This is a genomic window from Chitinophaga agrisoli (assembly GCF_008386695.1).
Taxonomy (GTDB): domain Bacteria; phylum Bacteroidota; class Bacteroidia; order Chitinophagales; family Chitinophagaceae; genus Chitinophaga; species Chitinophaga agrisoli.
Window position 1 is genome coordinate 161333 of sequence record NZ_VUOC01000004.1, and the last position, 26215, is coordinate 187547.

Here is a 26215-nt window from a genome sequence, read left to right on the forward strand (position 1 = left end):
TTCGTAATTTACGGCATGACAAAGCTGAACATCAAACGGCTCCTTATCTATATGAGCAAATGTGTAGCGGGCGCGCTGGTGGTATTTTTACTGGCATCCCTGCTGCATTATAAGGATTATATCTGGTGTATGATCTCTGTTATGTTGGTATTATCCCCGGACGGCACAGACGCCGTTGTCCTGGCGGTGAGCCGCATAAAGGCCAACCTGGTAGGCGCCGGCGCCGGACTGCTGATGCTGGTGATACACCCCACTACCGTGGTGATGGTATGCGGCGGCATCGCTATTACCGCAGCCGCCTGTATGCTGTTAAAGCTGGAAGCCTCCGCCCGCTCCGCACTGGCCGCTACCATCATCGTTACCCTGCACGAGGCCGGGCGCTATGTATGGGATACCGCCCTGGAAAGGATCATAGCCGTGCTGGCGGGTTGTTTACTGGGCCTGCTCATCACCTTCCTGTTCCACTCCCGCTTTACCACTCACCCGGCAGAAACACCCGTTCAACATGAAGCCTGAACAAACTACCGGCCTGACAAAACATTGCGCAGTCCGGGTTTGAAGCCACAGCCTCACAGCATGGCCTTCCCGCAACTGCTGTAATATTTCCGGTGAAATAATTATCTTGATCTATAATTTCAGTGTATGACCCGGTTTATCCTGGAAACCAACCTGAATATCTAACACAGCACACAACGCAGAGATCTTACAGCTTATGACAGTCAACAAAATCTTCGCACTATCGGCGGTTCTGGCAACAGGTTTATCATATGCCCATGCCCAGGTGCCTGCCGCAGCTGCTACCGGCGGTTATGACCAGCATCAGGCCTTCAACCCGGTGTTTTATACACAGAATGGTAATGAATACCGTAGCGCCGGCGGTGCACCCGGCCCTAAATATTGGCAGAACCGGGCAGACTATTCCATCAGCGTTACGCTGGATACGGCCCAACATCGTGTAAGCGGCTCCGTAGCCATCACCTATACAAATAACAGCCCGGATACTTTATCATTCTTATGGCTGCAACTGGATCAGAATATTTACCGTGAGGACTCCCGCTCAGAAGCGGCCTCTCCCTATGGCGGCGGGCGTTTTATAAACCGGGGCGCCACCGGTGGCGATGAGATCAGCGCAGTAACACTGGTACAGCGGGGCAAAACACAGGCGGCCGATTACAGCATTACCGATACCCGGATGAAGATCCGGCTGCCACAGGCGCTGAAGACCGGCGCTGCAGTACAGATCAGGATCAACTATGCTTTTAATGTGCCGCAATACGGTACGGACCGTATGGGCCGCCTCCCATCCCGCAATGGCTGGATCTATGAGATTGCGCAATGGTATCCCCGCATGGCGGTGTATGATGATGTATTGGGCTGGAACACCATCCCTTACCTGGGCGCATCTGAATTTTACCTGGAATATGGCAATATCGATTATAGCATAACCGCCCCGGCAGATCTGGTGGTGGTAGGCTCCGGCGCATTAACAAATGAAGCGCAGGTGCTCACCGCAGACCAGCTGGCCAACCTGGAAAGAGCGCGTACCAGCGACCGCACCATCACTGTTAAGGACAGCATGGCCATCCTCCGGCATGAGCATGCCGGTAAGGACAATCTTACCTGGCGTTTCTCCTGCAAGAATACCCGCGATGTAGCCTGGGCAGCCTCCCGGGCATTTATCTGGGATGCCGCGCGTATTAATCTCCCCGGCGGTAAAAAAGCCCTGGCGCAGTCCGTATACCCGGCAGAGGTAGCCGCGGCATATGCCTGGGGCCGTTCTACTGAATACGTAAAAGGCTGTATAGAATTGTATTCTGATAAATGGTATCCCTACACCTACCCCGTGGCTACCAACGTAGCGGGCATAGTAGGCGGTATGGAATATCCAGGTATCGTATTTTGCTCTGCCCGCAGCACACGTGCCGGTTTATGGGGCGTCACCAATCACGAGTTTGGCCATAACTGGTTCCCCATGATCGTAGGCTCCAATGAGCGCAAATACGCCTGGATGGACGAGGGCTTTAATACTTTTATCAACGATATCTCCACCCAATCTTTCAATAACGGCGAGTACTACCGTGCCCGCGATGTGGGCAAAACCGGCCCCGGCCTGTTTGCTCCCAACACAGATGGTATCATGAATACCCCGGATGTGATACAGGCGTCCCAACTGGGCAATATGGCCTATTTCAAACCCGGTCTGGCCTTAGCCCTGTTGCGGGATGAGGTCTTAGGCCCCGAAAGGTTTGATGAAGCATTCCAGGCCTACATTCACCGCTGGGCATTTAAACACCCTACGCCCTGGGATTTCTTCCGCACCATGGAAAATGTATCTGGCGAAGACCTCAGCTGGTTCTGGCGTGGCTGGTTCCTGAACACCTGGAAACTGGACCAATCCGTAAAAGACGTGAAGTACTCAGATAACAATCCCGCCAAAGGCGCCCTGGTGACTATTGAGAACCTGGAGCAGATGGTAATGCCCGTAACCGTATCCATAAAGGATGTTAACGGACATGCAGATACGGTGAAGCTACCGGTAGAAGTATGGCAGCGCGGCGGTACCTGGACTTTCCACGTAGAGACCACCGCTGCATTAAGCGAAGTGGTAGTGGACCCCCGGAGCGTCCTGCCGGATGTCAACCGTGCGAATAACACCTGGAAAGCGAAATAAACCATGTCAGGTAACCGGAAGCAAAGAAGGAAAAGTAACCGCTGAATAAGCTGTTATTTATTACTTTACATGAAATATAGATTCTATTTTCCCAACTTCAAATAAAACTTCAAATGAGATATTCAGCCATCTTATGCCTGCTCATAGTATTCGCCTGTGCCTGCAATCGTAATAACATGCAGACAAACCTTTTAAGTGAACAAAAATCATTGAAGGATAGCGCTAACAATATAAATGAAAGGATAGGTGGCTATCTGTCCGAAGGCCTTGACGCTAAAGCAGAGGCAGAAAAATTGCAATTGGGAGCCGTTCATGCCCGGTTGATAGATATCCAGGCTTCAATGGACAGTATTGCGAAACTGAGACGATAGTTGCAAGATTCCAAACCGGGCTCAATACACTAAAGAACCTGCTGGGTATCATCTCCCTGGCAGGTTCTTTTATTATTTTATATAGGCATTATTGAAACTTGAACACGCCCAGCACAAAGATCAGCAACAGGATCGCCACCTGCAGGATATAGAACAGATCCATCCGCCGTTTTGCCGAAGACAGCTGCAGCATATCCGCCGTAGGCGATTCCAGCAAAACCCCTAATCGTTTGGTACCCGGCGCGCCCAGGAGCGTTATATTCAGGATCATCAATACGATCAGCCCCATTTTGATCTCAAACCAGGATTGTTTGCTTACCGCAAACTGGAAAGCCCGTAAGAGCATGAACCCGCTGATCAGCATCAGCGCGCCTCCTATCCTGAAAAACAAGCTGTAAGCAGCAGTGATCTTAAACACTACTGTAGCCTTCTGCTGATCAGCCGGCAGGTATTTCCATAGTTGACGTAACGTTACAAAACTGCCTACCGTACCGCCGGCCAGCAGCGCAATACCGGTAATGTGAAGGAAGATCCCCGAAGAGAACAGGTTAATTGTTGCCATATGTGTCTGTTTTAGAACTTTCTGCGGATGTGTGGCCCCTTCCCATACAGCATGAAGAACAACAGCCGGATGATGCATAGGTGCGCCATTAACGGCAGGTGTATGAACAGCTTTATTTCCCGTAGGAAATCGGCAAAGGCTGGGCTCATGGTCCTGACTTTAATTGATCAGTAATAAAATTGAAATGAAGTGCAGCGATGGTAGGTAAAACAGACCGGATTGTTACGTTTCCGAAGTATCTGGAACAAATATAGTACACATCCGTTATATTTAATAGGATTTCCGGAATATTTTTTTCTACTTTGCTCTATATCCGTAGTATTATGAATAAGACCGTACAACTGGTAAATGCATGGGCCGCCTATGAGGAAAAACATCCGGATGGAAGCATAGAGGATTTTTGCCGCTATCACCTCATACAGCAAAAACAACAGCACCCGCCGGATCTGCAAAAGCTTACCGGGGGTATACAGCCCTTTAAGCCAGAGGCTATGCTTATGAAGATCATGGGACGCGTAATGCGTTTACACGCCATGTACTCCCGTATAGCGCTGGATGATACCGGCGTAAACCAGCTGGAAGAGTTTGCCCTGCTGCTGGCCATTGTACAGCTGCAACATCCGCGTAAATCAGAGGTGATCTATGCTACTATTTATGAAATGTCCACCGGTACGGATGTGCTGAACCGCCTGCGGGATAATGGTTATATTTCCGAGGTGGCAGACATAGCGGATCGCCGCTCTAAACGGGTGAAGATCACGGCCAAAGGAGAGAAAGTATTGCAGCGTTGCTTAAAGCGGATGGAACAGCTGGTGACCATGATGTTAAACAGAATGGATACGGAGGAAGTGTTGCTGTGCATCCAGCTGCTGATGGATATAGAGATCCGCTTTTCTGAGCGCTGGCCCGCAGATAAAGGCCAGTCCTTTGATGAGATCTACACCAGCGTCATGTCTTCGACCTGAATATTAATATCCTGCGCACAGTTATAATAGCTGCTGATTGCTAACCTTTCCAGCGTCTTGATTGTATTCAAACTCCAGTAACTGACAAAAAAAAGGGCCTCAACAAAAATGTCAAGGCCCTCTTCTATATTGATCTGGATCATTTAACCTTAAAATACTCGTGGAAATAACTTTCCGGCTTCATATTTAACCACTCCTGCCGGTTAGCGGCAAATTCCTCATAAGTAAGCTGTTCTATCTGCGCCGGGGTAAAGGACAGCGGTTTTTCCTGTTTGCCTTTGGTGATGATACCCAGGCCATGATCACAATCCAGCACAAACACATTGATATCCTGACGGGTGCTTCTCAGGTGCATAATGGTCTTCCACACATCCCCGTTCCAATCGCCGCTGTAATTATTGTCCCGGTATTCCTTCCAGGTATAGCTGGCCTCGCGGCTCTTGGGATTGCAATCGTGCATAATGATCACGCCGTTATCCGGCATGTATTGCAGGCAGTTTTCTACATCCCGCAGGGCAAATGCATACTCATGCATGCCGTCCACCAGGCAGATATCCAGGGGCTTGCCGCGCAGCGCCTTGGTCACATATTTTGCAAAGAAACGGTCGCTTTCCTTTTGAAAATACGATGCGTTAAAATTCTGCGGGTACTTAAACGCCATCTTTAGCTTTTGTCTCCAGTTAAACCGGAAGATCGGGTCTACCGCTATCTTCCGTTTTGCTTTAACTGGAAAAAAGATATGTCCGTGCTCCACCCCTATTTCCATATAAGTGTTAAAGCCGTAATTGTCGATAAGCCACTGAGCGATAATGCTCCTATCAAGGTTTTGTGTCATAATGGTTTTCAGGTAAAGCCTAAAGATATATTTTTGTTTTAATATTTAACAGCATGCTCCGCTTAAATAAACGGCATTTTTTTTCAGAAAGTCTGCGTATAGGCAAAAAAAGGGCCCTGACAGGAATGTCAAGGCCGCCGCTTCGTATTACTTGCTATTATTCAAGGCTAAAATAATGATAGACATAGGCCGCCGGCTTCAGATTCAACCACGCCTCACGGTTAGCGGCCAGTTCGTCATAACTCATTTGCGCGATCTGTGCCGGGCTAAAGGACAGGGGCTTTTCCTGCTTCCCTTTTGTAATAATGCCCAGCCCATGATCACAATCCAGCACGAATACATTGATATCCTGCCGGGTACTTCTCAGATGCAGGATCACCTTCCATACATCCCCGTTCCAGAACCCTGCGCACTTGTCCGTTTGCCACTGTTCCCAGGAATAACTGGCTTCTTTTGACAGCGGGTTGCAATCATGCATAATGATCACGCCACCGTCTGAAAGGTGCTGCAGGCTGTTCTCTACATCCCTCAATGCAAAAGCATATTCATGCATGCCATCCACCAGGCAAAGGTCCAGGGGCTTGTTATGCAAGGCCTTAGCCGCTGCTGTTTCAAAAAACCGGTCACTTTCCATTTTATAATAAGCAGCCCTGAAATTCTGGGGATACCGGATGGCCTTTACCAGCTTTTTCAGCCAGCCAAACCTGAAACCCGGGTCCACCGCTATTTTCCTGTCTGCTTTAATGGGAAAGAAGTTTTTCCCGGCGTCTACTCCTATCTCCAGATAGGTCTTAAAATCAAACTTGTTGATGAGGCGCTGAATGATAATGCTTCTGTTTAGTATCATAACGTTTTGTAGGTATGGTACTAAAGATAAGGCTGTTTTTCAGTATTGCCTATCGCCTCCTGTGCAGCGTATCCCCGTGATGAGAACTGTCCACCGGCGGGTTGGGGAAAGTATCATGCGGATAATGTGGGAACGTGTCGTGTGGCGGCTGAGGGAACGTATCATGCGGTGGTACCGGGAAGGTATCGTGCGGCGGATGCGTTGCAGTGTCATGTGGCAACGTGTCACGGGGCACGGTATCATGAGGTATCGTATCATGCGGCGGCAAGTGCACGCTGTCATGGGTGCTGTCATGCAGCGAATCCAGGAATACCGGTCTGCCTATTATATTTTTCCGGCAGGCAGTGGCCGTTACAATAAAGGTGGCTACGAGCAGTAGCAAAAGATGTAGTCTGTTCATGGTCAAATAGGGTTTATACTTTATAAGACAGCATTCCGTGATCAAAAGGTTGGGTGCCGTCGTAAATTTATTCCCTATCTGCCCAGCGGTATCCGGATGTAGAATTCCAGCATACTTTTATCCAGTATACGTGTAGTACCGCGGTATTTATTCTTGTCATCATCAGGCCCAAGGAGATGGTCCGGCACATTGCTGAACGAGGGATCAATACCGGGTTGCAGGAAGAACAGTTTATAGTTGATACCTACCTGTAACCGCGGCAGCACATAATAGGCCGCATCCAGGTTCCAGCCCAGGGAACGCAGGCCCGGCAATTTACTTTTATTAAAAGTTGCCGGTGTAACAGGGCCCAGTTGCCCACTGGTATCTCTAAATGTTTCCTGGTGATGGGTAGACGTATCCTGAACGCCCGAAGGAAGCACAAAGCTGAACGTAATGCCCGTTCCAACAGACCAACGGCCTTTTGTATAATTAAGGTTAATACCCGCATTGCCCACAAACGCTTTTTTAAGCGTATAAGGCGTGGTGATGCTGTCTATTACAAATACGGAATCCCTTACCTCGTCCCGTCCGGTGCCCATATGGGTAAACCGTTTATCGTATCCTGTTATATAGCCCAGTCCGATGGAAGGCTGCAGGTAAATATTACGCCACAGCGGCAGGTTATACAAAGCGCCCAACCGGATCCCCAGCGCGCTGCCCGCGCTGGCGCCAGCCATGCCTGACACCGGTAATAATACCCCCGCCTGCATGGCCCAGCGGCTGCCATCTGCCTGCCAGGCCCGTTTTGCAGGGGGTAATGAGGAATAAGGAATATGCTGGCCGCGGCTGCCGGATGAGAGTACCGGCTTTTCCACGATAAAAGGATTATTCGGGCGCAGCGGCCGGAAACCGGCTCGTAGGGCGGTAAGACCATCATTATCCCGGGTCAGGCTGCTGTTGGCAGGTTTATCTCCTCTTTCGGGCTCACGATTATTTTTTACTGCTGAATGTTTATCGCCGTTACTATTGGCCACAGATGACGGCGCCTCACCCCGCTGCCCTGTTGCATCAGCATGACCAGCCACAGAGAACGGCTTAGTACCTCTATTATTTGCTCCCGTGCCCCTGTTATTGCTATTCGGCACATTTACTCCGGCCCCCGGTTGCTTTGCACCAGCGCCGGCGTTATTTCCGGATCTTCCTGCACGCCCCTTGTTATCCACTGCCGGTGTAACCGCCTGATTTGACGGCGACAATAATTTATTACCTGCATTTAGAGACGAGTTCGATAGCTGCCGGTCATTACCTGCTATTACATGTCCCGCATTATTCCCCGCTGCCTCTTTTGCCGCAGCATCTTCTCCGCGCCCTGGCGCTGCATTCGCCGCACTATTACCAACCCCGTTACTTTCACTCGCGCCAGGCCATCCTGCTGCGCCAATACCATTCAACGCCCCTTTAGTTATTCCCTCTCTACCTCCTGAAGATGAGTCACTTACAACATTCCCAGCCATCCCATTCCCAGCCATCCCCGCCCCGGAATCCGCCACAGGCCCAGCCCCACCGCCCGTCGCTGAATCACCGCTCCCTTTATCCTGGCGCTCATTCGTAACACCCTGTTTTTGTTTCGTTTGTACATCCATGTTATGATACAATAGCACGCCTGCCACAATAGAGATCACCGCAGCTGCCGCTACCGTAGGCACTATTACAGTAGCCTGCCCCATAGCAGCCCATACCTTCTGCAGTATCGTTCTGGCAGGCGCTGCCGCCGGCCCTGCGGCCGGCGAAGCAGCTGATGCTCCTGCTGCGGCAGATGCGTCCAACAAGCCAGACATCTTTGACCAGGCCTGCCGCTTCATATCCATACCGGTCGGATCCGGCGCGGATTGCTGCGCGGCGTCTTTTAGCCATTGCTCAATATGTAAATGCTTGTCATCCATCATACTGCCTTGTTATTGTTAAAGACGTTTTGCTGAGCGGTCACATGTTCCTTCAACAGTCGTTTTCCTTCGGCTACATGCCATTTGGAAGTACCCGTGCTGATGTTCAGCATGGTAGCAATTTCTTTATGGGAATACCCGTCTATAATAAAAAGATTGATAACAACTCTCGTGGTCGGCGGTAATAATTCCAATGCCTGCAGCAGATCCTTATATTCCAGCCGGTTATCTGCGTGAACAGTGGCCAGGTCCTCCGGCACATCCGCTACAGAACGCTCTTTCTGCTGTGCCTGCGCACTCCGGAAATAGTCTGCTACAGCATGTACGATGATCCGGCGTAACCAGCCTTCAAAGCTGCCGCTATGCTGATACTGTGCTATTTTTTGGAAAGCCCGCAGAAAGCCGTTGTTCAGGATATCAACACCCTGGTCCTGGTCTGTCGTATAACGGCGTATTACTCCCAACATCCTGTCAAAATATAGGTAATACAGCTTCTCCTGGCACAAACGGTCGCTCCTGCGGCAGCCGTCCAGTATCTGGTCCAGATTGTCGCAGGCGTCATGATAATCAGCCGTATGTGCGGATAAGTTGATCAGCAGCGTTTTCAAGTTAATTAGTAAACAGGACGTATAAGGCGAACTGCAAAAAGGTGGCAACAGGGTTCTGACATCTTACAACCGCCTTGCTACGTCCTGGTACTCTATAAAGACAGGAAGGTGTATTCCAAAGGTTGGGTAATTCTAAAAATATTTTTTTACGGCCTTACATATACTTCTATTACAGCGTTAGTAGGCCGGCGGGGAGCCAGAAAATCGTCCACCTGCCGGTAATGTTGTTTCAATTCCGCCCGCAGGGCGAACGGGAAAAAGTTATTCAGTCCCGGCGCATATTCATATAGCACCAGGTCATAATGATGTGTTCTTACCTTTTCCGTAAAAGCAGCCAGCTGCCGGTTGAACATGCCTACCCCCAGGTGATACCACAGCGGGTAATCTTCCCCGGTCTCCAGCCGGAACGGCATCGCATGCGCCAATGGCGTTAACTCCGTCATGTTCAGCACTTTGATGCTATCCTGCTTCTCTTTTACCACCGGCAGCGCCAGTATCCGTTCCATCCCCTGTACGGTGGACGGCGGCATATAGATCTTCTTAAATTCCGGCAAACGGGAAAAGATCCACTCAGACGTAGGCACGTCCTTGGTCGTATCTGTACTGAGCATAAAGTTCCGGCGGGATACCACATTCTCCGCATCCGGCGATGCCTTTGCCATCTCTACCGGCGCCGGGAAAACACGGGCAAATACCCGGTCAATATATTTCCAGAATACGCCGGACCACCACAACAGCACCAGCAGCGCGCCGGCAACAAAAGTGCGGAAACGGCCCAGGTCAATATGCTGCAACACGCTAAAATGGCTGCACAAAAAAGCGAATGCAAAACTGTGGAAGAATATATTATTATCCGGAGGCGTATAACTGGTCACCTGGAACAGGGCCGCTTCTGCCAGGATCCCCAGCGTAAGCAGCAGGAACAGCATGGCCTGCTTATTCAGCCACAGGGCTTTTATATCCCGTAAGGCCGGTACCAGGCATAACACCATCAGTACCAGGTAGAATTTGATCCATTGGGAAGCGCCCAGTATCTCCTCTGCAAAATCCGTTACGGCTAAACGGGAATTATGCGGCGGCTGCCCATGATTGAACCAGTAGCTAAAACCATGGGGTAACAGCGGACCAATAAAGGCAAGCGCCACCGCGCCCAGGAAAACCAGGAACAGCGGAATATCCCAGGGGCGTTTTTCATGCAGGCTATTATATAATAATAAGGCCAGGCATAACAATAGGGCCAATCCTCCCCCATCCTGCTTGGTGAAAATAGACAGGAAAACAAAAAGCGCCGCCAGCAGCAGGTACAGGAAACGTACCTTTTGCCCGGGCCGGGTGATGAACTGGAACAGGAAGGCCAGGCCTACCAGCTCATATACGATCACCGTATGGTTATACCAGGGCCAGAAATTAAAGAAGGAATAAGACAGGACAAACACCAGTACTGACAGGGTACGTATACCCGGCGCTACTTCCAGCCGTTTCAGGATGGAACGGAAGGCAAACCCCGCCATAATATTGATAAACACCTGGGCTTTTACCAGGGAGATCAGCTGCGGGCCAAATAGTTTAAAGAACAGTGCCGGTATGATCCAGAAGCCATACCCCAGCGGCAGGCCAAAATCTTTATAGGGCATCTGCCCGATGGACATCCGGTAAGCGCCCTCCCAGGACAGGAAAATATTTACCCGGTAAGGAAAACTGGTGAACAGCGGAACCAACGCCAGGCCAATAATGATCAGCGACTCAATTACGGTAAAGATGCTACGTTTCTGGTAAAGGGATGACCCTGACGGTGACATAATGGGGAACGTTTTATGTTTGAAAGCCTCAAAAATAGTGTTTTAGGTACAAAAGGGAAAGCCCCCGCAGAAAGAAGGCCGCTCCCGCCAGCCACCAGTCCTCCGTCAGGGCAACGCATGCGCAGTCACCTTTCTCACTGGCTACCAGTCTCCCGGCAAGGCCATACTTTCACGGCTCGCCCCTCGCCGGCAACCATCTAACGGCAATGTACCACCCCAAACGGCCACATTATTATTCCATTATTAATTGCTGCAGTACACCGCCCGGTACTGCTTCCAAAACACCGGCAATAAAAACGCTCCCGGTTACTGTAGGCCGTTACAGGCCGTTTCCAACTGCTTATAACCCACTGTCAGCAAACCTACCAACACGCCGCCCTGCCCCAATGCACCCTTCCTCTCCGGCTCACCTGCGCCCCGCTCGCTTTGACCTTTCACATGAATGCCGTATCTTGCCGCCGGACATAATCACTGTTTTATCCCCGTGCAATATCTTAAACTACTAAGGCCCCATCATTGGGTAAAAAATCTGTTCTTATTTATTCCCCTGTTTTTTGCGGGAGAACTTTTTTACCTCTCTACCATAGAGACATTACTGGCTGCATTCCTTGCATTTAGCCTGGTAGCCAGCAGTATCTATATTATTAATGACTATAAGGATATCGAGGCAGACCGTAAACATCCGGTCAAGTGTAAACGCCCGCTGGCTTCCGGAGCAGTATCCCCCGCCGCGGCGCTGGTATTCTTTGTCATTTGCCTGGTAATAGGCATAGGCCTGGCCTGGTATGTACGGCCCAAATTCCTTTTTGTGGTGAGTATCTACTTCGTGCTCAACCTGTTCTACTCCCTGGGGCTCAAAAACATCTCCATCCTGGACATCATCATCCTTTCCATGGGTTTTGTGCTGCGTATCAAGGCCGGCGGTATCGCCTCCAATACTGCGGTATCTTCCTGGCTGATGGTCATGGTATTCCTGCTGGCCCTGTTTATGGCAGTGGCAAAACGCCGGGATGATGTGCTGATCAAGGAAGCCTCCGGCACAGAAATGCGCAAAGCGTCCAAAGGGTATAATATGGACTTTATGAACGTAATGCTGGCCCTGTTATCGGCCGTCATTATCGTGTGCTACCTGATGTATACCCTGGACCCCACCACCATCGGCCGGTTCGGCACCCACCGTCTTTATTACACCACTCTTTTTGTTATTGCAGGATTATTACGATATTTGCAAATAACCTACGTGGAGAACAATACTGGCTCTCCCACCAAGATCCTGTACAAAGACCGCTTTATCCAATTAACCATAGCCCTGTGGATCCTGAGTTTTTATGTGATCATTTATTTACCGGCAAACAAAAGTTTTTTTAACTAATGCAAAAACGGTTAGCAAATTGGGGCAATTACCCGGTGGTATCCAGTGAAGAAAGCACTTTTACCCGGGAAGACCAGCTACAGGAGCTGTTGGATAGGCCATCCACCTTCATCGCACGGGGCAACGGCCGCTGTTATGGCGATGCCTCCCTGGGCGTACACAGTATTTCTACCCTTAAATACGACAAAGCACTGGATTTTGATACGGAGCTGGGCATCCTGGAATGCCAGGCCGGCCTTACGCTGGATCATATCCTGGACTTTATTGTACCCAAAGGCTGGTTTCTGCCGGTTACGCCAGGCACCAAGTTCATTACCGTAGGCGGCGCAGTAGCGTCCGATGTACATGGTAAAAACCACCATGTGGATGGGGCCTTCTCCAACCATATCGTAGATATGGATGTGATAACCGCCCAAGGGCTGATCACCTGCTCCGCGCAGCGGGAGCCGGACCTGTTCTGGGCAACCTGCGGCGGTATGGGCCTTACCGGGGTAATTACCCGGGTAAAGTTCCGCCTCAAAAAGATCGACACCGCCTACATCAAACAACGCCAGATCAAGGCGCGCAACCTCGAAGAGGTGATCCGCCTGTTCGAAGAATACCGGCATTATACCTATTCTGTGGCCTGGATAGATTGCCTCCAGAAAGGCGATAGCTTTGGCCGCAGTATACTCATCGTGGGCGAACATGCCACGCCGGAAGAGCTGTCTGCCCAACAACGCCAGGCCCCCCTGGAGCTTCCTAAAAAGAAGAAGCTCACCATCCCCTTTAATCTTCCCTCCTTTGTGCTGAACACCTTTACGGTCAAAGCCTTTAACTGGCTGTACTATGCCAAGAACACCAAAAAGGAGATCAATAACGTAGTTTCCTACGAGCCGTTCTTTTACCCGCTGGACGCATTCCTGCATTGGAACCGCGGCTACGGCAAAGCCGGCTTTGTACAGTACCAGTTCGTACTGCCGCTGGATCAGAAAGAAGGGCTCATCGCCATCCTCAAACGTATCAGCGATAAAGGCTGGGGCTCTTTCCTGGCCGTGCTAAAGGTATTTGGCCACCAGGACAGCCTGATCTCCTTCCCAATGGAAGGTTATACCCTGGCGCTGGACTTCCCCGTACGCAAAGGTCTGTTTGATTTCCTGGACGAGCTGGATACCCTGGTGCTGCAATACGGCGGACGGCTATACCTATCCAAGGACGCCCGTATGAAACAGGAGATCTTCTGGCAAAGTTACCCCCATGTACAGCGCTTTGCAGAGATCGTGAAGCAGTATAACGGCGATTTCCGGTTCCGGTCCTTACAGTCCGACAGGCTATTGCTTACCGCTGCAGATCAACAACCGGAGGCGGCCAGCACTGCAGTACCACAAGTTTCAGCCGTATAGTTAAAGGATAAGCACCCTGTGTACAAACTATGGATGCTTGCCGCTATTAAGCGACCTGGTAGCATCGTCATTAAGCCTTACATGTCTACCGCTGTAGCCAGTATGGTTCCATATGGCATCATTACAGGGCAACACAGCTGGCAAACAAGCCTTAAATGCTTGCTCCGCTGCATCCAATATGGCGTTGATGGCAACCGCGTTTACCGGCATCCGTTAAACATCGCCATTGATCTCATTCATTGTTAATCGTTCATTATTAATTAAATACATGCCTACTGTTTTAATCCTGGGCGCCGGTTCTGATATGGCCGTAGCCATTGCCCGGCAGTTCGCCGCTGACAAATACGATATACAACTGGCCGCGCGCAACGCTGCGCATCTGCACGCGCAGCAACAGGACCTCCACATCCGTTATGGCGTGACAGCTACCGCCTACACCTTTGACGCCCTCGACTTCGATAGTCACACTGAATTTTATGATACCCTGCCCATTAAACCAGATATTACCATTTGCGTATTTGGCTACCTGGGGCAACAGGAACAGGCGCAGGTCAACTGGCAGGAAGCCAGCCGCATCCTGCACACCAACTATACCGGCGCCGTATCCATCCTGAATATTGTCGCCAATGACTACGCCAATCGGCGTGCCGGTATGATCATCGGTATTAGTTCCGTAGCAGGCGAACGTGGCCGGCAAAGCAACTACCTTTACGGTAGCGCAAAAGCAGGTTTCACGGCCTACCTGAGCGGCCTGCGCAACCGGCTCTTTCACCATAATGTACATGTCATGAGCGTACAGCCAGGATTCGTCTACACCCGTATGACGGAAGACCTGAAGCTGCCGCCGCTCCTAACCGCCCAACCGGAAGATGTTGCCAAAGCTGTCTCCAGCGCCGCCCGATCCCGTAAGAACATACTCTACGTAAAATGGTTTTGGAGATATATTATGTTGATAATCAAGTCTATTCCAGAGTTTATTTTCAAAAAACTGAAATTATAAAACAAGTGCAGCTAAATAATTGATATATAGCTGATAATGCACTTTTACCAGATTAGATAGCATCAGCATTGAATTATTATCTTTAATAATCAACAGCTTAGCGATTGATATGTAGGACATAAGGAATGAGGCGCTTTTCTGCATAATCCCTTTCATCCACGAACTGTTAATCGCTAATTACTAACCAATTAAACATGGCATCGATCGCCTTTTTTGATTTTGACGGTACCATTACATCCAGGGATACACTTTTTGAGATCATCCAGTTTCAAAAAGGAAATGCGTATTTTTATACAGGCATGCTACTGCTATCGCCGGCGCTGGTATTGTTTAAGCTAAAGCTGATATCCAGCCATAACATGAAACAGCTGGTGCTACGGTACTTTTTCAAGGGTACACCGGTAGCAGATTTCCGCAAAGGCTGCGATGATTTTTGCCGCCAACGCCTCCCCGGTTTACTCCGGTCCCAGGCGCTGATCGCCATAAAAAACCACCAGGCGCAAGGGCACCAGGTGGCAGTTGTAACAGCTTCCGCCCAGGATTGGGTAGCGCCCTGGTGCGCCGCGATAGGTATCAGCTGCATCGCCACTCAGCTGGAAGTAAAGGATGAGCAGTTAACCGGTAACATATTGGGCCTTAACTGTAACGGCGATGAAAAGGTTTGCCGTATTAAGAATGAATACGATCTGGCAGGTTTTGAGACCATCTACGCCTATGGCGATAGCAGCGGGGATAAAGCGATGCTCAGCATTGCCGGCGTGCCGCAGTTTAAGCCCTTCAGGGCAGCGCTATGATCACGTGGTAGCAGCCGCCAGGAAACACAATCTGTGGGCCCAAAATGTTGCAGGCTAAAACCGGTATCAGCACCTTAACAGCGCAACCACTCCGCCACTGATACACGATTACCCCAACTCAACTCCACATCAAGTCCACCTTTAGTCCACGTTTTGTCCATGGCAATCCCTACTGTGCTTGCTGTTTGCTTGCTATGTGCTTCGTAGTTAATATACTATCAGTATATATTCGCGCGCTCTCCCGTTAAAGGCAACTTTCTTGTATCCTACTTTTTACCTGGCAGCAAAAAATAGCGCGTCACCATCCCACATACTCCGGTGGTTTTATACCGCAAAGCCTTAAATAAACCAATATTTGTCCCCTGTGATGGCTTTGATGGTCGCTCAATAAATTAATGATCTGTAACCTGGTCATAGGCCCGGCAAAGAATTTTACCGTATCCCCCAACTGCTTCGCATCAAAATTATCCAATGCTTTGATCGCATAATCATAGGTTGACAGGAGAACTGATCGTATACTATCCTTACTGGAGATCTTTTCATCAATTTTAAAGGCCGGATGATCTTCCGTTGTCAGATAAGTGGAGCTTAGCCAGCCAAGATTGCCGCATATGTGCAGCAGCTGCGCGCCAAAGCTTAATTCTTCTTTAGTGGGCTTATAGTCATACTTGTTCTCCGGCATCAGATCGGCCACCTTTAACATATATTCCTTCGAATGAGTAAGTTTAACACGGGCAGCGGCAAGGAACAACGAATCATGCCCCTGCCCGTTTACTGCGTGTATGGCAAAACTAAACAGGATAAGAATGGATCCAATAAATTTCATAGCTCTTATTTAAAAAAACGCGGTTATAAGATATGATACAACCCAGCTCTTAGCCTTTGCTGTGCCGCCCCGTTACCTGTAATGCAATTGCCAGAAATGCAAGGTCCTTTACCACAAAGAAATCTGTAACCGGCACAAATTCAGACATTTTCCATATACCAGGCGTCGTAAATAAAAAGCTCAGCGTGGTCACAAAAATGATCAATGCCAGATAGCCCCCTATCCGGCCCGCTGTCCGGCTACTAAAAGAGGCCAGCAGCAATACCCCTGTCACTATCTCAAAAACCCCTACCAGATCAGACACTACATTAACAGAGGCTATCTTATACAACCAGCTCATTAAGAAACTGTGTTCAACATACGGCTTTATGGCCATAGCCTCTGCCGTTGTAAATTTTAAGAGCCCGATCCATAGTAACACCAATGCAGTAGCGATAACGCCCAGCGCGTAGCCAGCTTTCTGAAGTTTCATGTTGTCGTTTTAAGGTGATTAGATTAGTGAGTTGTTTTTTTCTTTAGTCGGCGCTTTGACTAAAACCTTACAACAGGCGTAAAATTACCTGACTGCTGGGCACTGCAGCTGGCTTAAAATATTCGTGGTATCCCTGACATAAACTGATCTGTAGAATAGCCGGCGTCATATGCCGTTTCATTCTTTTTTGCCGCTCATTAACTTGTCCTGTCCCCTATCTGAGCCGCTTTGGATTTCTTGCCAATGAGCTTTTTTATTCCTAATTTATATTCCTCTTTTATCAACCTGTAAATCTGTTCTAATGACAACCGCCGCTTCCGCCATTCCTGCGCCTCCATCCCCACGCCTGTTATCGATTGATTTCCTGAGGGGCCTGGTGATGGTCATCATGGCGCTGGACCACGTCAGGGATTTTATGCATTTTGACATCCCGTTCTTTAATCCCCTGGATGAAACAAAAACATCCATCGGCTTATACCTTACCCGCTGGGTCACACATTTTTGTGCGCCCACATTCGTGATGCTGGCCGGAGCCAGCATTTACCTGGTAAGTACCCGCCGCAGCCGGGAAGATCTGCGCCGCTTCCTGCTTACCCGCGGCCTCTGGCTGATCTTGATAGACCTTACCCTCATGAGCTTCATTTTCAGCTTTACGCCGCATTTCGTCTTCTTTGGGGTGATAGCCGCCATTGGTATGAGTATGATCCTGTTATCGCTGCTGCTCTCCCTGCCGGTAGGAGCCGTATTTTCCATTGGGCTCTTCATCATCCTGTTCCACAATCTGACAGATGGAATACAACTGCAGCCCGGCACGCCCTTACAGTTGTTGTGGGGATTGCTGCGGAGCACCGCAGGAATGCAGCTGGGCAGCATGACAATTTTTGCCGGTTATCCTATCCTGCCCTGGTTTGGGGTGATGGCCGCCGGGTATGGCCTGGGCTCCTTGTTCCGGCACGGTTATGACGCCGCCAAACGCAAACACGTGCTGCGTTATGTTGGCGCAGCGGCCATCCTGCTTTTTCTGGTGCTGCGTTACTTCAATATATATGGTAATCCAACACCCTGGAAACCAGGCGCCACCACTACCCAATCGGTAATGAGCTTCTTTAATGTGCTTAAATATCCGCCGTCTTTACTCTTCTTATTGATTACCCTGGGACCCGTGCTCATATTCCTCTCTTTCCTGGACAACGCGCGTATCCGCCCCGGTCATCCACTCATCAGCATAGGCAGGGTACCCTTCTTCTATTATATACTGCATATGCACGCTATTCATCTGATAGCCGTGCTGGTGGGGGTGATTATGGGCTTTCCGCTGGCGCAGATGCTCACCCATAATTTTTCGCTGGATGCGGCCAAACTGCGGGGACAGTATGGGGTATCACTGGCATGGGTATATGCGATATGGTTGTTACTGGTACTGGGACTCTACCCGCTGTGCAGGCGCTACGCCGCTTATAAACAACAACACCAGGATAAGCGCTGGCTAAGTTATCTCTGATAATATGCTGATGTGCTAATATGCTGATTACCAACAATAGCACAAAAACTAAATGCTGATGTACAAATGATCTCAAATCATTTATGCATCAGCATTTACTATTCTTACAAAAAAGTATATCCGTTATCCGTACATCCGCACATTAGCACATTAGCACATTAGCATATTAGCACATCAATTACGCTGCCGCACGGTACTGCGTCCGTTTCACCTTAGCAGATTTCAGCTTGATGATACCCAGCCAGTTCATGGTTTTCATTACCGGGTAAGTAGGATCCAGCTCAAACCATTTCTTTGCGAAATTAGGGCTGTCCTTGAACTTATGGTGGTTATTCTGGAACAGTTCGCCCAGCAGTAAGATACCCCAGGGAGAAGAGTTACGGGAATGATCACCGTTATTGAAATTGCTATAACCATATTTGTGGCCGCACCAGTTTACCACTGCGCCCTGTACGGGGCCCATCAGGAAGTGGATAGGCAGCAGCAGGAACCAGATCCAGCTGGGAGCAAAAGCTACATAAAACGCTACATAACCTGCTATAAATACCAGCCTGGTAAGGATGTGATCACCAAAGCGGTCGAGCGAAGCCCATTCCGGCAGTGGCTCTTCCAGGAACTTGGCGTCCGGCTGACGTTTGTGGTTCAGATAATCGTTATATATCTGGCGGGTACGCACCATCATGCTCCATACATCTTTGAAGAAGTGGGGAGAATGCGGATCGTGCTCAGTATCGCTATATTCATGATGCATACGGTGCATTACGCCATATGCCCTTGGAACCAGGTAAGAAGAGCCCTGGAAAAACCAGGTGCTGAAATAGAATACCCGTTCCCAGCCCTTGCTGGTGGTATACATCTGATGGGAAGCATACCGGTGCAGGAAGAATGTGTGAAAGAACAATGATAAGAACCAGTGCACACAGAAAAAGATCAAAATCGCTGTCATTATGCTACTTTAAAATGAGTATTAAGGGGCAAAGTTAGACTAATTAATTGGTGTTCAAAGCAATGAAATGTTAAAAGCGCTATGGGCGCGCTGCTGCCGGGTTTGCGCGGAGGGGCTGGCTGGCAGCAATTACTGGCCCCTTTGATGCCACAATTTGTGGCCCATCTGTTACCGTTCGATCTTCGCCCAACGCAATTCCAATATATTCAACCCGTTATCCCGCAACCCATGTACATAAGGCTGTATAAAATGGATAGCCTCATCATAAAACACAGGTACCAGCGGCGCATCCGCTACCACCATCCGGTCCATTTGCCGGTACAGCTCGTACCGCAGGGAATCGTTGGTCTCCAGCAGCGACTGCTCATACAAGCGGTCAAAAGCCGGGTTGGCATACCGCGTATAATTGGGCGGGGCCGGGTTCCCTCCATAGAAAAAGGCCAGGTAACTTTCCGCGTCCGGGTAGTCCGCTATCCAGGTGCTGCGGAAAAACACAGCGGCGGATTTGGCGGTTTGCTCCAGCAACAGGCTTTTCTGGATCACTTCCACCTGTATCCGTATACCTACTTCCTGCAGCTGCGCAGCAATATAATTGGCCAGGTCCGCATACATGGGGATGGTCAGCAGCCGTATCACCGGCAGACCCTTTCCTTCCGGAAAACCAGCTTCCTGTAACAGCTGCCGGGCCAGCGTGGGGTTATAATTATATCCTTTTACTTTATCCGCATCAAAAGACGGCAATCCCCTGGGCACAAAACCTGCATTGGCCGGCGTGCCAATACTGTTACGCAGATAGGTCATCATTTTTACCCGGTCAAAACCATAGTTGATGGCCAGCCGTATCTTTTTAAGCCGGGTGGGCGATTGCTGCACAGGCGTCTTGCTGCTATCCAGCAAAAAGCCCAGGTACTCCACGTTCAGATAAGGGCTTTTGGCCAATACCATTTTACCAGCCCACTCCTTTTTTAACTGCCCCGTTTTGGTAAGCACCTCATCTTTAAAGGAGGCGTCCAGGTCATTCATAAAATCCAGTTGCCCCTGCCGGAATAGCAGGAATTCTGTGGCCTTATTATCCAGGAAGGTCATTTTCACCGCATCCAGATAAGGCAGGGAATGCCCGTCGCTGTCTTTTTCGAAATACCGGGGATGGCGGTGCAGGATCAGGGCCTGCCCTTCATCCCAAACAAAGAACTGGAAAGGCCCCGTACCGCATGGATGCCGCCGGAAATCTGCCCCGTACTTTTCCACTACCTCGTGTGGCACAATAGAGCAGTATTGCATACTCAGGATCCCCAGTATAGGATGGAAAGGCTGCAGCAGTGTGAGTTGAAAAACGGAGTCATTCAGCGCCCGGAACCCTTTTTCCGGATCCACCTTCCCATTAAAGATCCAGGCGCCGGGAGATGCGGTGGCCGGATCCATGATCCGCCGGAAGCTATACACTACATCCCGGGCAGTCATTTGCCGCCCCTTACCACCTGTAAAAGCTTCGTTATCATGAAAGTAAACGTCTTTTCGTAAATAAAAAGTGTAAGTCAGATGATCGGCAGATTCCTCCCACCGGGTCGCCAGCGAAGGGCGTATTACCATCTGCGTATCCGGTTCTACCAAGGTATTGTAGACCAGGTGCACGGCCCAGATAATTGCCTGGCTTTTGGCAAAGGCGGGATCCAGGGACGAAAGCCCGTCTGTGTGGTTAAAGCGGAACACCTGCTGATCCTGCCGGGCTGTACGCTGACAGCCAGATAGGCATAACCATAAAACACCATATATAAAAACAACGGAATAACCCCTTAAAAAAACAATAAGTCCCGGACTTTCACGTTTGTTAGCCGTCATTTTACATGTATGAGTTTATATTTTACACTGTAAATTAATATCTTTCGGTTTTAAATACGATTTCTGATTTATGCGTGGCGTACCTATCTTATTATTGACTCTTCTGATGGCGTTGTGTGCACGGGCCCAGCAACAATCGCATTTTAAAGGAACAAAGGAGCCTCATTTCACCCGTGTAGACAGCCTCCGGGGCTCCATTACCCGCGAGCGCGCCTGGTGGGATGTGGTGAGCTACGACCTGCAGGTAAATGTAACACCGTCTGACAGCACCTTCAGCGGTTCCAACACCATCACTTACAAGGTATTAAAAGCAGACAGCGTGATGCAGATCGATCTGCAGTATCCCATGGCAATCGATAGCGTAGCCATGGATATTGATAGCCTGAAGATCTCCACCAAAACAAAACTGGAATTTGAGCGCGACAGCAATGTATGGTATATCCGGATGAGAAAATCGGAGAAAATAGGCACTGAGAAGAAGGTGACGATATTTTACCATGGCAAGCCCAAAGTAGCAGTAAATGCCCCCTGGGATGGCGGCGTGGTATGGACCAAAGACTCCCTGGGCCGTACCTGGGTGGCCACTGCCTGTCAGGGCCTGGGCGCCAGCGTATGGTGGCCTAATAAAGACCACCAGAGCGATGAGCCGCAATACATGACCATCAGCGTTACCGTGCCCCAGGACCTCGTAGATGTTTCCAACGGCCGCCTGAAGATCAAATTTCCAAACAAGGAAGACAACACCGTGACCTATGTATGGTATGTGAGCAACCCTATCAATAACTATGATGTAGCGCTGAACATTGGTCACTATAAAGAGATCAAGGACACCTATAACGGCGAAGGCGGCAAGCTGGACCTGGACTACTGGGTATTGGACTATAACGTAGAGAGGGCAAAAAAACACTTCGAAGTGGTAAAACCCATGCTAAAATGTTTTGAATACTGGTTTGGCAAATACCCCTTCTATAAAGACAGTTACAAGCTGGTAGACGCCCCTCACCTGGGTATGGAGCACCAGAGCGCCGTTGCCTATGGCAATGGTTACCAGATGGGCTATAAAGGCAGGGATCTTTCCGGTACCGGCCAGGGCCTCAAATGGGACTTCATCATTGTGCATGAAAGCGGCCATGAATGGTTTGGTAATAACATCACCACCCGCGATATCGCTGACATGTGGGTACATGAAGGTTTCACCAACTACTCCGAAACCCTCTTCACGGAATGCCAATATGGGGAGGAAGCCGGTAACGAATACCAGATGGGCACCCGTAAGAACATCAAGAACGATATTCCCATCATCGGGCATTACGGCGTAAACAACGAAGGCTCCGGGGATATGTATTACAAAGGCGCCACCCTGGTACATATGATCCGCCAGATCATTGATGATGATGAGGCCTTCCGCCAGCTGCTGCGCGATATGAACCGTGATTTTGGCGGCCTTACCATCTCCTCCGCAGAAGTGGAACAGTACATTATGGATAAAACCGGCAAAGACCTCCGCAAGACCTTCGACCAATACCTGCGTGATACCACCCTGCCGGAGCTGCAATACCGTATTGTAGGCCAGGTGCTGTATTTCCGCTGGTCTTCAGATATCCAGAACTTTGATATGCCGGTGAAAGTAACCGTAGGTATCGATAACTTCCAGTTTATCCACCCCGGCCCGCGCTGGGCAACGGCTAACCTCAGCTATATGGATCCTAAATACTTTAAGGTGGACAAGAAGTTCTATATTAAAGTAAAAGAAATGAAGACGGTGAAGGAGATGAAGGACGCGCTCAAGAAATGATGTGCTAATATGCCAATATGCTAATGTGCTAATGAAATTGCAGCGGATAGCATACTAAAAACTATTGCTAAACAGAAAATGCTGATGTTCAATGGTTATCCATTTCAACATCAGCATTTTTATCTATTGACAGGTTGAATCCTGCTATCAACTACAAAAACGATCCTTTATCAGGCTGGTAGTCCGATAGACAGCATACGATCATTAGCACATTAGCATATCAGCACATTAGCACATTAACTCTTCTTTTTCTTCACGATCTTAAATGCATGATCCCAGCTCCCCGTCCGGAACCCATATGCATTCCATAATATTCCCAACGGCTCTATATTACGGCTCATAATGATCTTACCCATATCCGCCACATCTTCCCAGCCCATCTGGTGCAGGATCCCGGTCACCTCCTTTTTAGCCTGAAGATTATTACCACAAATAAACATGGTAGGTTTTTCGCTGTCCTGCTGATGCTGGAACATCATCTCGTGCCCAACGCAGCTGAGGGCTTTTACTACGTTGGCGTCTGGCGGCAGCCAGGCCTGTATCTGCTCCCCGGCAGAACTGAGGCCGGTCACAAAAGACATACGCCCTTCCTTATCCGGGCCTTTACCGTCCAGTGGATTAGTAACATCTACGATGGTTTTCCCCTTAAAATTCCAGATACCGGCTTGTTCGATCGCACTTTTAGCGCCTATCCAGCTTACACAGATAACAATGAGATGCCCGGATGATGCCGCCTCCCGGAATGTGCCGATAACGGCGGCAGGCCCCTGGCGTTTAGCCCATTGCTGCAATGCTTCCTTAGCAGGATTACGTGTTCCAATAATGACATGGTGGCCCATTCCTACAAACCCGGCGCCTAAAGTGAGCCCTACAGCCCCACTACCCAGGATACCGATATTCATATGACGTGAAGTATTTGCAGGAAGTTAAGAAAATTTAGTCACTAAGGCTGAATAAATTACATAACGAAGCGTAACATATCTGTTGATGGGGGATCCTAACCGTTACGCCCCTACTGTAAAACGCCACCCTGTCGGGTGCTGTTTAGCATAAAACTGACCGGCGCCAGGCAAGCCTCACATTTACAGTACAGGGAAAACACAGGCCCGCCGTACCAGCAGCCCGGAAAGATCAATGGGGTTAAAAAAGCCGTTCATGCTTACTGCAGGTAACTCAGGAACTTTTGCATACCCTGCCGTTTGGCCGGCGTAAGCGGATAGCTGATATGCTGGGTATAATAAGCCGTCAGGTCAAAGACCGGGTAAGGGTTTTCCGCCACTACCGCCGGTATATTATGGATGCCGATACTATTGGCATTATTGAATTCCTGAATAAACTCCACCGGCAAGGGCTTATTGCTAACCCAGGCGGCAAATACAAAAGGCAGGCTGGTAAAACGCATCCAGGCCTCTGCCAGGTCGTAGATATAGGCAGATACCTTGCGTTGCGCCAGGGCGCGGTCGCCGATCACCAGGCCGGCATCGGTGCCGCCAATCAGGTGCTGATAATCATCCGAGGTCTCTATCAGCTCCACATCCAGCTTCCAGAAATCGCGCACCAGCAGCTTTAACAGGGCTACAGAGGTACGGCTCTGGTAATCCAGGTAGATTCGTTTGATCTCCTGCAACGGTACCTGGCTGAACAGGCAAACAGAGGCTACCGGTCCCTCCGCCCCTATACAGAAGTCGGAAATGATATGTGATTCCTGCATCTTAGGGATCACCGCCACGGGTACCAACGCTACGTCTACGCTGCCTTCTATAAGCTGGCGCGCTATTACAGACGGGTAATCCATGGTCAATTCTGTCATCTTCATCACCGGATGGTTCTTAAAACCATATAACAAAGGCTTGGTATTCAAATAACTTACTGCCGCTACTTTTACTTTCCGTTCCAATTTCTGTATTTTTGTGGCCCGCAAAATTAAGCTAAAATATTATGCAACTACAACCTTTAACCGCCATTTCACCGTTAGACGGTCGTTACCGTAAGCAACTGGACGAACTGGCGCCCTATTTCTCGGAATTCGCGTTGATCCGTTACCGTGTACTGGTAGAGATAGAGTATTTCATCGCCCTGGCGGAACAGAAGGTGTTTTCATTACCTAAAACGAAAATACCGGCCCTGCGCAAAATATACCAGGATTTTACGGTAGAGCATGCGCAGCTCATCAAGGATACGGAAAAGATCACCAACCATGATGTGAAGGCCGTAGAGTACTTTGTAAAGAACGAGCTCAAAGGCCTGGGCCTGGAAGATCTGCTGGAATGGGTACATTTCGGCCTTACCTCCCAGGACATCAATAATACCGCCACCCCGCTGCTCTGGAAAGACGCCGTGGAGCAAACCTATATGCCGGCCATCGCCAACCTGGTGCTGGAACTGAAGAAACTGGGCAAGGGCTGGATGAAGATCCCCATGCTGGCCCGTACACACGGACAACCCGCATCCCCCACCATCCTGGGCAAGGAGATCCTGGTATTTGTAGAAAGGCTCGAAGGCCAGATCAAACTGCTGGGCGATATCCCCTTCGCAGCCAAATTTGGCGGCGCTACCGGTAACTTCAACGCCCATCACGTGGCATTCCCCAAGGTAAACTGGGAAAAGTTTGCGGATAAGTTCGTACATGGCGCCCTGGGCCTGCAGCGCATGCGCTATACCACCCAGATCGAGCACTACGACAACTTGGCCGCCCATTTTGACACGCTCAAGCGTATCAACAATATCCTGATAGACCTTTGCCGCGATATCTGGACCTACATCTCCATGGACTATTTCAAACAAAAAGTAAAGAAGAACGAAGTAGGCTCCAGCGCCATGCCGCACAAAGTGAATCCCATCGATTTTGAGAATGCGGAAGGTAACCTGGGCGTAGGCAATGCCCTGTATGAGCACCTGAGCGCCAAACTGCCCATCTCCCGCCTGCAACGCGACCTCACGGATTCTACCGTGCTGCGTAATATAGGCGTGCCCTTTGGACATAGCATACTGGCCCTCCGCTCTATCCAGAAAGGCCTGGAAAAGCTGATCCTGAACGAAAGCAAGCTGAAAGAAGACCTGGAGAACAACTGGGCCGTGGTAGCAGAGGCCATTCAGACCGTATTACGTCGCGAGAACTACCCCCAGCCCTACGAAGCGCTGAAGGAGCTCACCCGCGGCGGCGATGCCATCACCAAAAAGACCATGCACCAGTTCATTGACGGGCTTAAGATCAATGCAGCCCTGAAGAAAGAATTGAAAGCCATTACGCCGGCTAACTATACCGGCGTGTGGAATTGATCTATAATATTTGTATAGGCGCTGAT

At 49.7% G+C, this 26215-nt stretch carries 24 protein-coding genes; 11 read left to right on the plus strand and 13 right to left on the minus strand.

Annotated features, from left to right (window positions below):
* Positions 1 to 15: 15 nt before the first annotated feature.
* From F0L74_RS19975 to F0L74_RS19985, 3 genes are all read left to right on the plus strand, one after another.
* Positions 16 to 516, plus strand: coding sequence for an FUSC family protein (locus F0L74_RS19975; protein WP_149839684.1), 501 nt, complete (start codon positions 16 to 18; stop codon positions 514 to 516).
* Between the two features lie 196 nt (positions 517 to 712).
* The gene (locus F0L74_RS19980) at positions 713 to 2671 is read left to right on the plus strand and encodes a M1 family metallopeptidase (protein ID WP_149839685.1); all 1959 of its coding nucleotides are present in this window, start codon (positions 713 to 715) and stop codon (positions 2669 to 2671) included.
* 176 nt (positions 2672 to 2847) lie between these two features.
* Complete coding sequence (locus tag F0L74_RS19985) at positions 2848 to 3042, plus strand: hypothetical protein (RefSeq protein WP_149839686.1); 195 nt, start codon at positions 2848 to 2850, stop codon at positions 3040 to 3042.
* Positions 3043 to 3130: 88 nt separating this feature from the next.
* Here F0L74_RS19985 and F0L74_RS19990 read toward each other — a convergent pair whose 3' ends face one another.
* Positions 3131 to 3604 (minus strand): hypothetical protein, encoded by a 474-nt coding sequence (locus F0L74_RS19990; protein ID WP_149839687.1) that lies wholly within the window; start codon positions 3602 to 3604, stop codon positions 3131 to 3133.
* Positions 3605 to 3927: 323 nt separating this feature from the next.
* Between F0L74_RS19990 and F0L74_RS19995 the strand changes: the two genes are divergently transcribed.
* Positions 3928 to 4569 (plus strand): MarR family winged helix-turn-helix transcriptional regulator, encoded by a 642-nt coding sequence (locus F0L74_RS19995; protein WP_149839688.1) that lies wholly within the window; start codon positions 3928 to 3930, stop codon positions 4567 to 4569.
* Positions 4570 to 4708: 139 nt separating this feature from the next.
* Here the strand turns inward: F0L74_RS19995 and F0L74_RS20000 are convergent, their stop codons facing one another.
* The 6 genes from F0L74_RS20000 to F0L74_RS20025 all read right to left on the minus strand — a co-directional run bounded on the left by F0L74_RS20000 (position 4709) and on the right by F0L74_RS20025 (position 10983).
* Positions 4709 to 5404, minus strand: a complete 696-nt coding sequence (locus F0L74_RS20000; protein ID WP_149839689.1) for a class I SAM-dependent methyltransferase — start codon at positions 5402 to 5404, stop codon at positions 4709 to 4711.
* 157 nt (positions 5405 to 5561) lie between these two features.
* On the minus strand, positions 5562 to 6251 hold the full coding sequence (locus F0L74_RS20005) for a class I SAM-dependent methyltransferase (protein ID WP_149839690.1): 690 nt from the start codon (positions 6249 to 6251) through the stop codon (positions 5562 to 5564).
* A gap of 49 nt (positions 6252 to 6300) precedes the next feature.
* A complete protein-coding gene (locus F0L74_RS20010; protein WP_149839691.1) occupies positions 6301 to 6651 on the minus strand; it encodes a hypothetical protein in 351 nt (116 codons plus the stop codon).
* A gap of 74 nt (positions 6652 to 6725) precedes the next feature.
* Positions 6726 to 8579, minus strand: coding sequence for a TrbL/VirB6 family protein (locus F0L74_RS20015; protein ID WP_149839692.1), 1854 nt, complete (start codon positions 8577 to 8579; stop codon positions 6726 to 6728).
* Positions 8576 to 9184 (minus strand): RNA polymerase sigma factor, encoded by a 609-nt coding sequence (locus F0L74_RS20020; RefSeq protein ID WP_188316083.1) that lies wholly within the window; start codon positions 9182 to 9184, stop codon positions 8576 to 8578. Before F0L74_RS20020 ends, F0L74_RS20015 begins: the two co-directional genes overlap by 4 nt.
* Before the next feature lie 146 nt (positions 9185 to 9330).
* Positions 9331 to 10983, minus strand: a complete 1653-nt coding sequence (locus tag F0L74_RS20025) for a hypothetical protein (protein WP_149839694.1) — start codon at positions 10981 to 10983, stop codon at positions 9331 to 9333.
* 484 nt (positions 10984 to 11467) lie between these two features.
* On the opposite strand from F0L74_RS20025, the gene F0L74_RS20030 reads away from it, so the two are divergent.
* From F0L74_RS20030 to F0L74_RS20045, 4 genes are all read left to right on the plus strand, one after another.
* On the plus strand, positions 11468 to 12355 hold the full coding sequence (locus F0L74_RS20030) for a decaprenyl-phosphate phosphoribosyltransferase (protein ID WP_149839695.1): 888 nt from the start codon (positions 11468 to 11470) through the stop codon (positions 12353 to 12355).
* Positions 12355 to 13737 carry an FAD-binding oxidoreductase gene (locus tag F0L74_RS20035; RefSeq protein ID WP_149839696.1) on the plus strand — a complete coding sequence of 461 codons (1383 nt, stop codon included), beginning with the start codon at positions 12355 to 12357 and terminating at the stop codon, positions 13735 to 13737. Before F0L74_RS20030 ends, F0L74_RS20035 begins: the two co-directional genes overlap by 1 nt.
* 268 nt (positions 13738 to 14005) lie before the next feature.
* Entirely contained in the window at positions 14006 to 14737 is a 732-nt protein-coding gene (locus F0L74_RS20040) for an SDR family oxidoreductase (RefSeq protein WP_149839697.1), read from the plus strand.
* A 194-nt stretch (positions 14738 to 14931) separates the two neighbouring features.
* Positions 14932 to 15531 (plus strand): HAD-IB family hydrolase, encoded by a 600-nt coding sequence (locus tag F0L74_RS20045; RefSeq protein ID WP_149839698.1) that lies wholly within the window; start codon positions 14932 to 14934, stop codon positions 15529 to 15531.
* Positions 15532 to 15829: 298 nt separating this feature from the next.
* Here F0L74_RS20045 and F0L74_RS20050 read toward each other — a convergent pair whose 3' ends face one another.
* A complete protein-coding gene (locus tag F0L74_RS20050) occupies positions 15830 to 16357 on the minus strand; it encodes a DinB family protein (RefSeq protein WP_149839699.1) in 528 nt (175 codons plus the stop codon).
* Between the two features lie 49 nt (positions 16358 to 16406).
* Complete coding sequence (locus F0L74_RS20055; RefSeq protein WP_149839700.1) at positions 16407 to 16829, minus strand: DUF417 family protein; 423 nt, start codon at positions 16827 to 16829, stop codon at positions 16407 to 16409.
* Positions 16830 to 17130: 301 nt separating this feature from the next.
* Between F0L74_RS20055 and F0L74_RS20060 the strand changes: the two genes are divergently transcribed.
* Positions 17131 to 18330: an acetyltransferase domain-containing protein gene (locus F0L74_RS20060; RefSeq protein ID WP_149839701.1), complete on the plus strand. Its 1200-nt coding sequence runs from the start codon at positions 17131 to 17133 to the stop codon at positions 18328 to 18330.
* Positions 18331 to 18508: 178 nt separating this feature from the next.
* Here the strand turns inward: F0L74_RS20060 and F0L74_RS20065 are convergent, their stop codons facing one another.
* Positions 18509 to 19276 carry an acyl-CoA desaturase gene (locus F0L74_RS20065; RefSeq protein WP_149839702.1) on the minus strand — a complete coding sequence of 256 codons (768 nt, stop codon included), beginning with the start codon at positions 19274 to 19276 and terminating at the stop codon, positions 18509 to 18511.
* Between the two features lie 168 nt (positions 19277 to 19444).
* A complete protein-coding gene (locus F0L74_RS20070) occupies positions 19445 to 21115 on the minus strand; it encodes an ABC transporter substrate-binding protein (RefSeq protein ID WP_149839703.1) in 1671 nt (556 codons plus the stop codon).
* Positions 21116 to 21221: 106 nt separating this feature from the next.
* Here F0L74_RS20070 and F0L74_RS20075 point away from each other — a divergent pair, with 106 nt between their 5' ends.
* Complete coding sequence (locus F0L74_RS20075; protein ID WP_246197774.1) at positions 21222 to 22910, plus strand: M1 family metallopeptidase; 1689 nt, start codon at positions 21222 to 21224, stop codon at positions 22908 to 22910.
* Between the two features lie 236 nt (positions 22911 to 23146).
* On the opposite strand, the gene F0L74_RS20080 is transcribed toward F0L74_RS20075, so the two are convergent.
* Together F0L74_RS20080 and F0L74_RS20085 are read right to left on the minus strand one after the other, a co-directional pair.
* Positions 23147 to 23812, minus strand: a complete 666-nt coding sequence (locus tag F0L74_RS20080) for an NADPH-dependent F420 reductase (RefSeq protein WP_149839705.1) — start codon at positions 23810 to 23812, stop codon at positions 23147 to 23149.
* Between the two features lie 257 nt (positions 23813 to 24069).
* Positions 24070 to 24807: a menaquinone biosynthetic enzyme MqnA/MqnD family protein gene (locus F0L74_RS20085; RefSeq protein WP_149839706.1), complete on the minus strand. Its 738-nt coding sequence runs from the start codon at positions 24805 to 24807 to the stop codon at positions 24070 to 24072.
* Between the two features lie 41 nt (positions 24808 to 24848).
* Here F0L74_RS20085 and purB point away from each other — a divergent pair, with 41 nt between their 5' ends.
* Positions 24849 to 26189: an adenylosuccinate lyase gene (purB, locus tag F0L74_RS20090; RefSeq protein ID WP_149839707.1), complete on the plus strand. Its 1341-nt coding sequence runs from the start codon at positions 24849 to 24851 to the stop codon at positions 26187 to 26189.
* The last annotated feature ends 26 nt before the right edge of the window (positions 26190 to 26215 follow it).

Bases quoted from the DNA above. Each gene is read 5' to 3' on its own strand.
- F0L74_RS20080 (WP_149839705.1), bottom strand. From the start codon at position 23,812: ATGAATATCGGTATCCTGGGTAGTGGGGCTGTAGGGCTCACTTTAGGC.
- F0L74_RS20055 (WP_149839700.1), bottom strand. From the start codon at position 16,829: ATGAAACTTCAGAAAGCTGGCTACGCGCTGGGCGTTATCGCTACTGCA.
- F0L74_RS19995 (WP_149839688.1), top strand. From the start codon at position 3,928: ATGAATAAGACCGTACAACTGGTAAATGCATGGGCCGCCTATGAGGAA.
- F0L74_RS20060 (WP_149839701.1), top strand. From the start codon at position 17,131: ATGACAACCGCCGCTTCCGCCATTCCTGCGCCTCCATCCCCACGCCTG.
- purB (WP_149839707.1), top strand. From the start codon at position 24,849: ATGCAACTACAACCTTTAACCGCCATTTCACCGTTAGACGGTCGTTAC.
- F0L74_RS20025 (WP_149839694.1), bottom strand. From the start codon at position 10,983: ATGTCACCGTCAGGGTCATCCCTTTACCAGAAACGTAGCATCTTTACC.
- F0L74_RS20050 (WP_149839699.1), bottom strand. From the start codon at position 16,357: ATGAAATTTATTGGATCCATTCTTATCCTGTTTAGTTTTGCCATACAC.
- F0L74_RS20070 (WP_149839703.1), bottom strand. From the start codon at position 21,115: ATGACGGCTAACAAACGTGAAAGTCCGGGACTTATTGTTTTTTTAAGG.
- F0L74_RS20040 (WP_149839697.1), top strand. From the start codon at position 14,006: ATGCCTACTGTTTTAATCCTGGGCGCCGGTTCTGATATGGCCGTAGCC.
- F0L74_RS20005 (WP_149839690.1), bottom strand. From the start codon at position 6,251: ATGATACTAAACAGAAGCATTATCATTCAGCGCCTCATCAACAAGTTT.
- F0L74_RS20000 (WP_149839689.1), bottom strand. From the start codon at position 5,404: ATGACACAAAACCTTGATAGGAGCATTATCGCTCAGTGGCTTATCGAC.
- F0L74_RS19975 (WP_149839684.1), top strand. From the start codon at position 16: ATGACAAAGCTGAACATCAAACGGCTCCTTATCTATATGAGCAAATGT.
- F0L74_RS19990 (WP_149839687.1), bottom strand. From the start codon at position 3,604: ATGGCAACAATTAACCTGTTCTCTTCGGGGATCTTCCTTCACATTACC.
- F0L74_RS20075 (WP_246197774.1), top strand. From the start codon at position 21,222: ATGGCGTTGTGTGCACGGGCCCAGCAACAATCGCATTTTAAAGGAACA.
- F0L74_RS20010 (WP_149839691.1), bottom strand. From the start codon at position 6,651: ATGAACAGACTACATCTTTTGCTACTGCTCGTAGCCACCTTTATTGTA.
- F0L74_RS19980 (WP_149839685.1), top strand. From the start codon at position 713: ATGACAGTCAACAAAATCTTCGCACTATCGGCGGTTCTGGCAACAGGT.
- F0L74_RS20045 (WP_149839698.1), top strand. From the start codon at position 14,932: ATGGCATCGATCGCCTTTTTTGATTTTGACGGTACCATTACATCCAGG.
- F0L74_RS19985 (WP_149839686.1), top strand. From the start codon at position 2,848: ATGCAGACAAACCTTTTAAGTGAACAAAAATCATTGAAGGATAGCGCT.
- F0L74_RS20065 (WP_149839702.1), bottom strand. From the start codon at position 19,276: ATGACAGCGATTTTGATCTTTTTCTGTGTGCACTGGTTCTTATCATTG.
- F0L74_RS20015 (WP_149839692.1), bottom strand. From the start codon at position 8,579: ATGATGGATGACAAGCATTTACATATTGAGCAATGGCTAAAAGACGCC.
- F0L74_RS20035 (WP_149839696.1), top strand. From the start codon at position 12,355: ATGCAAAAACGGTTAGCAAATTGGGGCAATTACCCGGTGGTATCCAGT.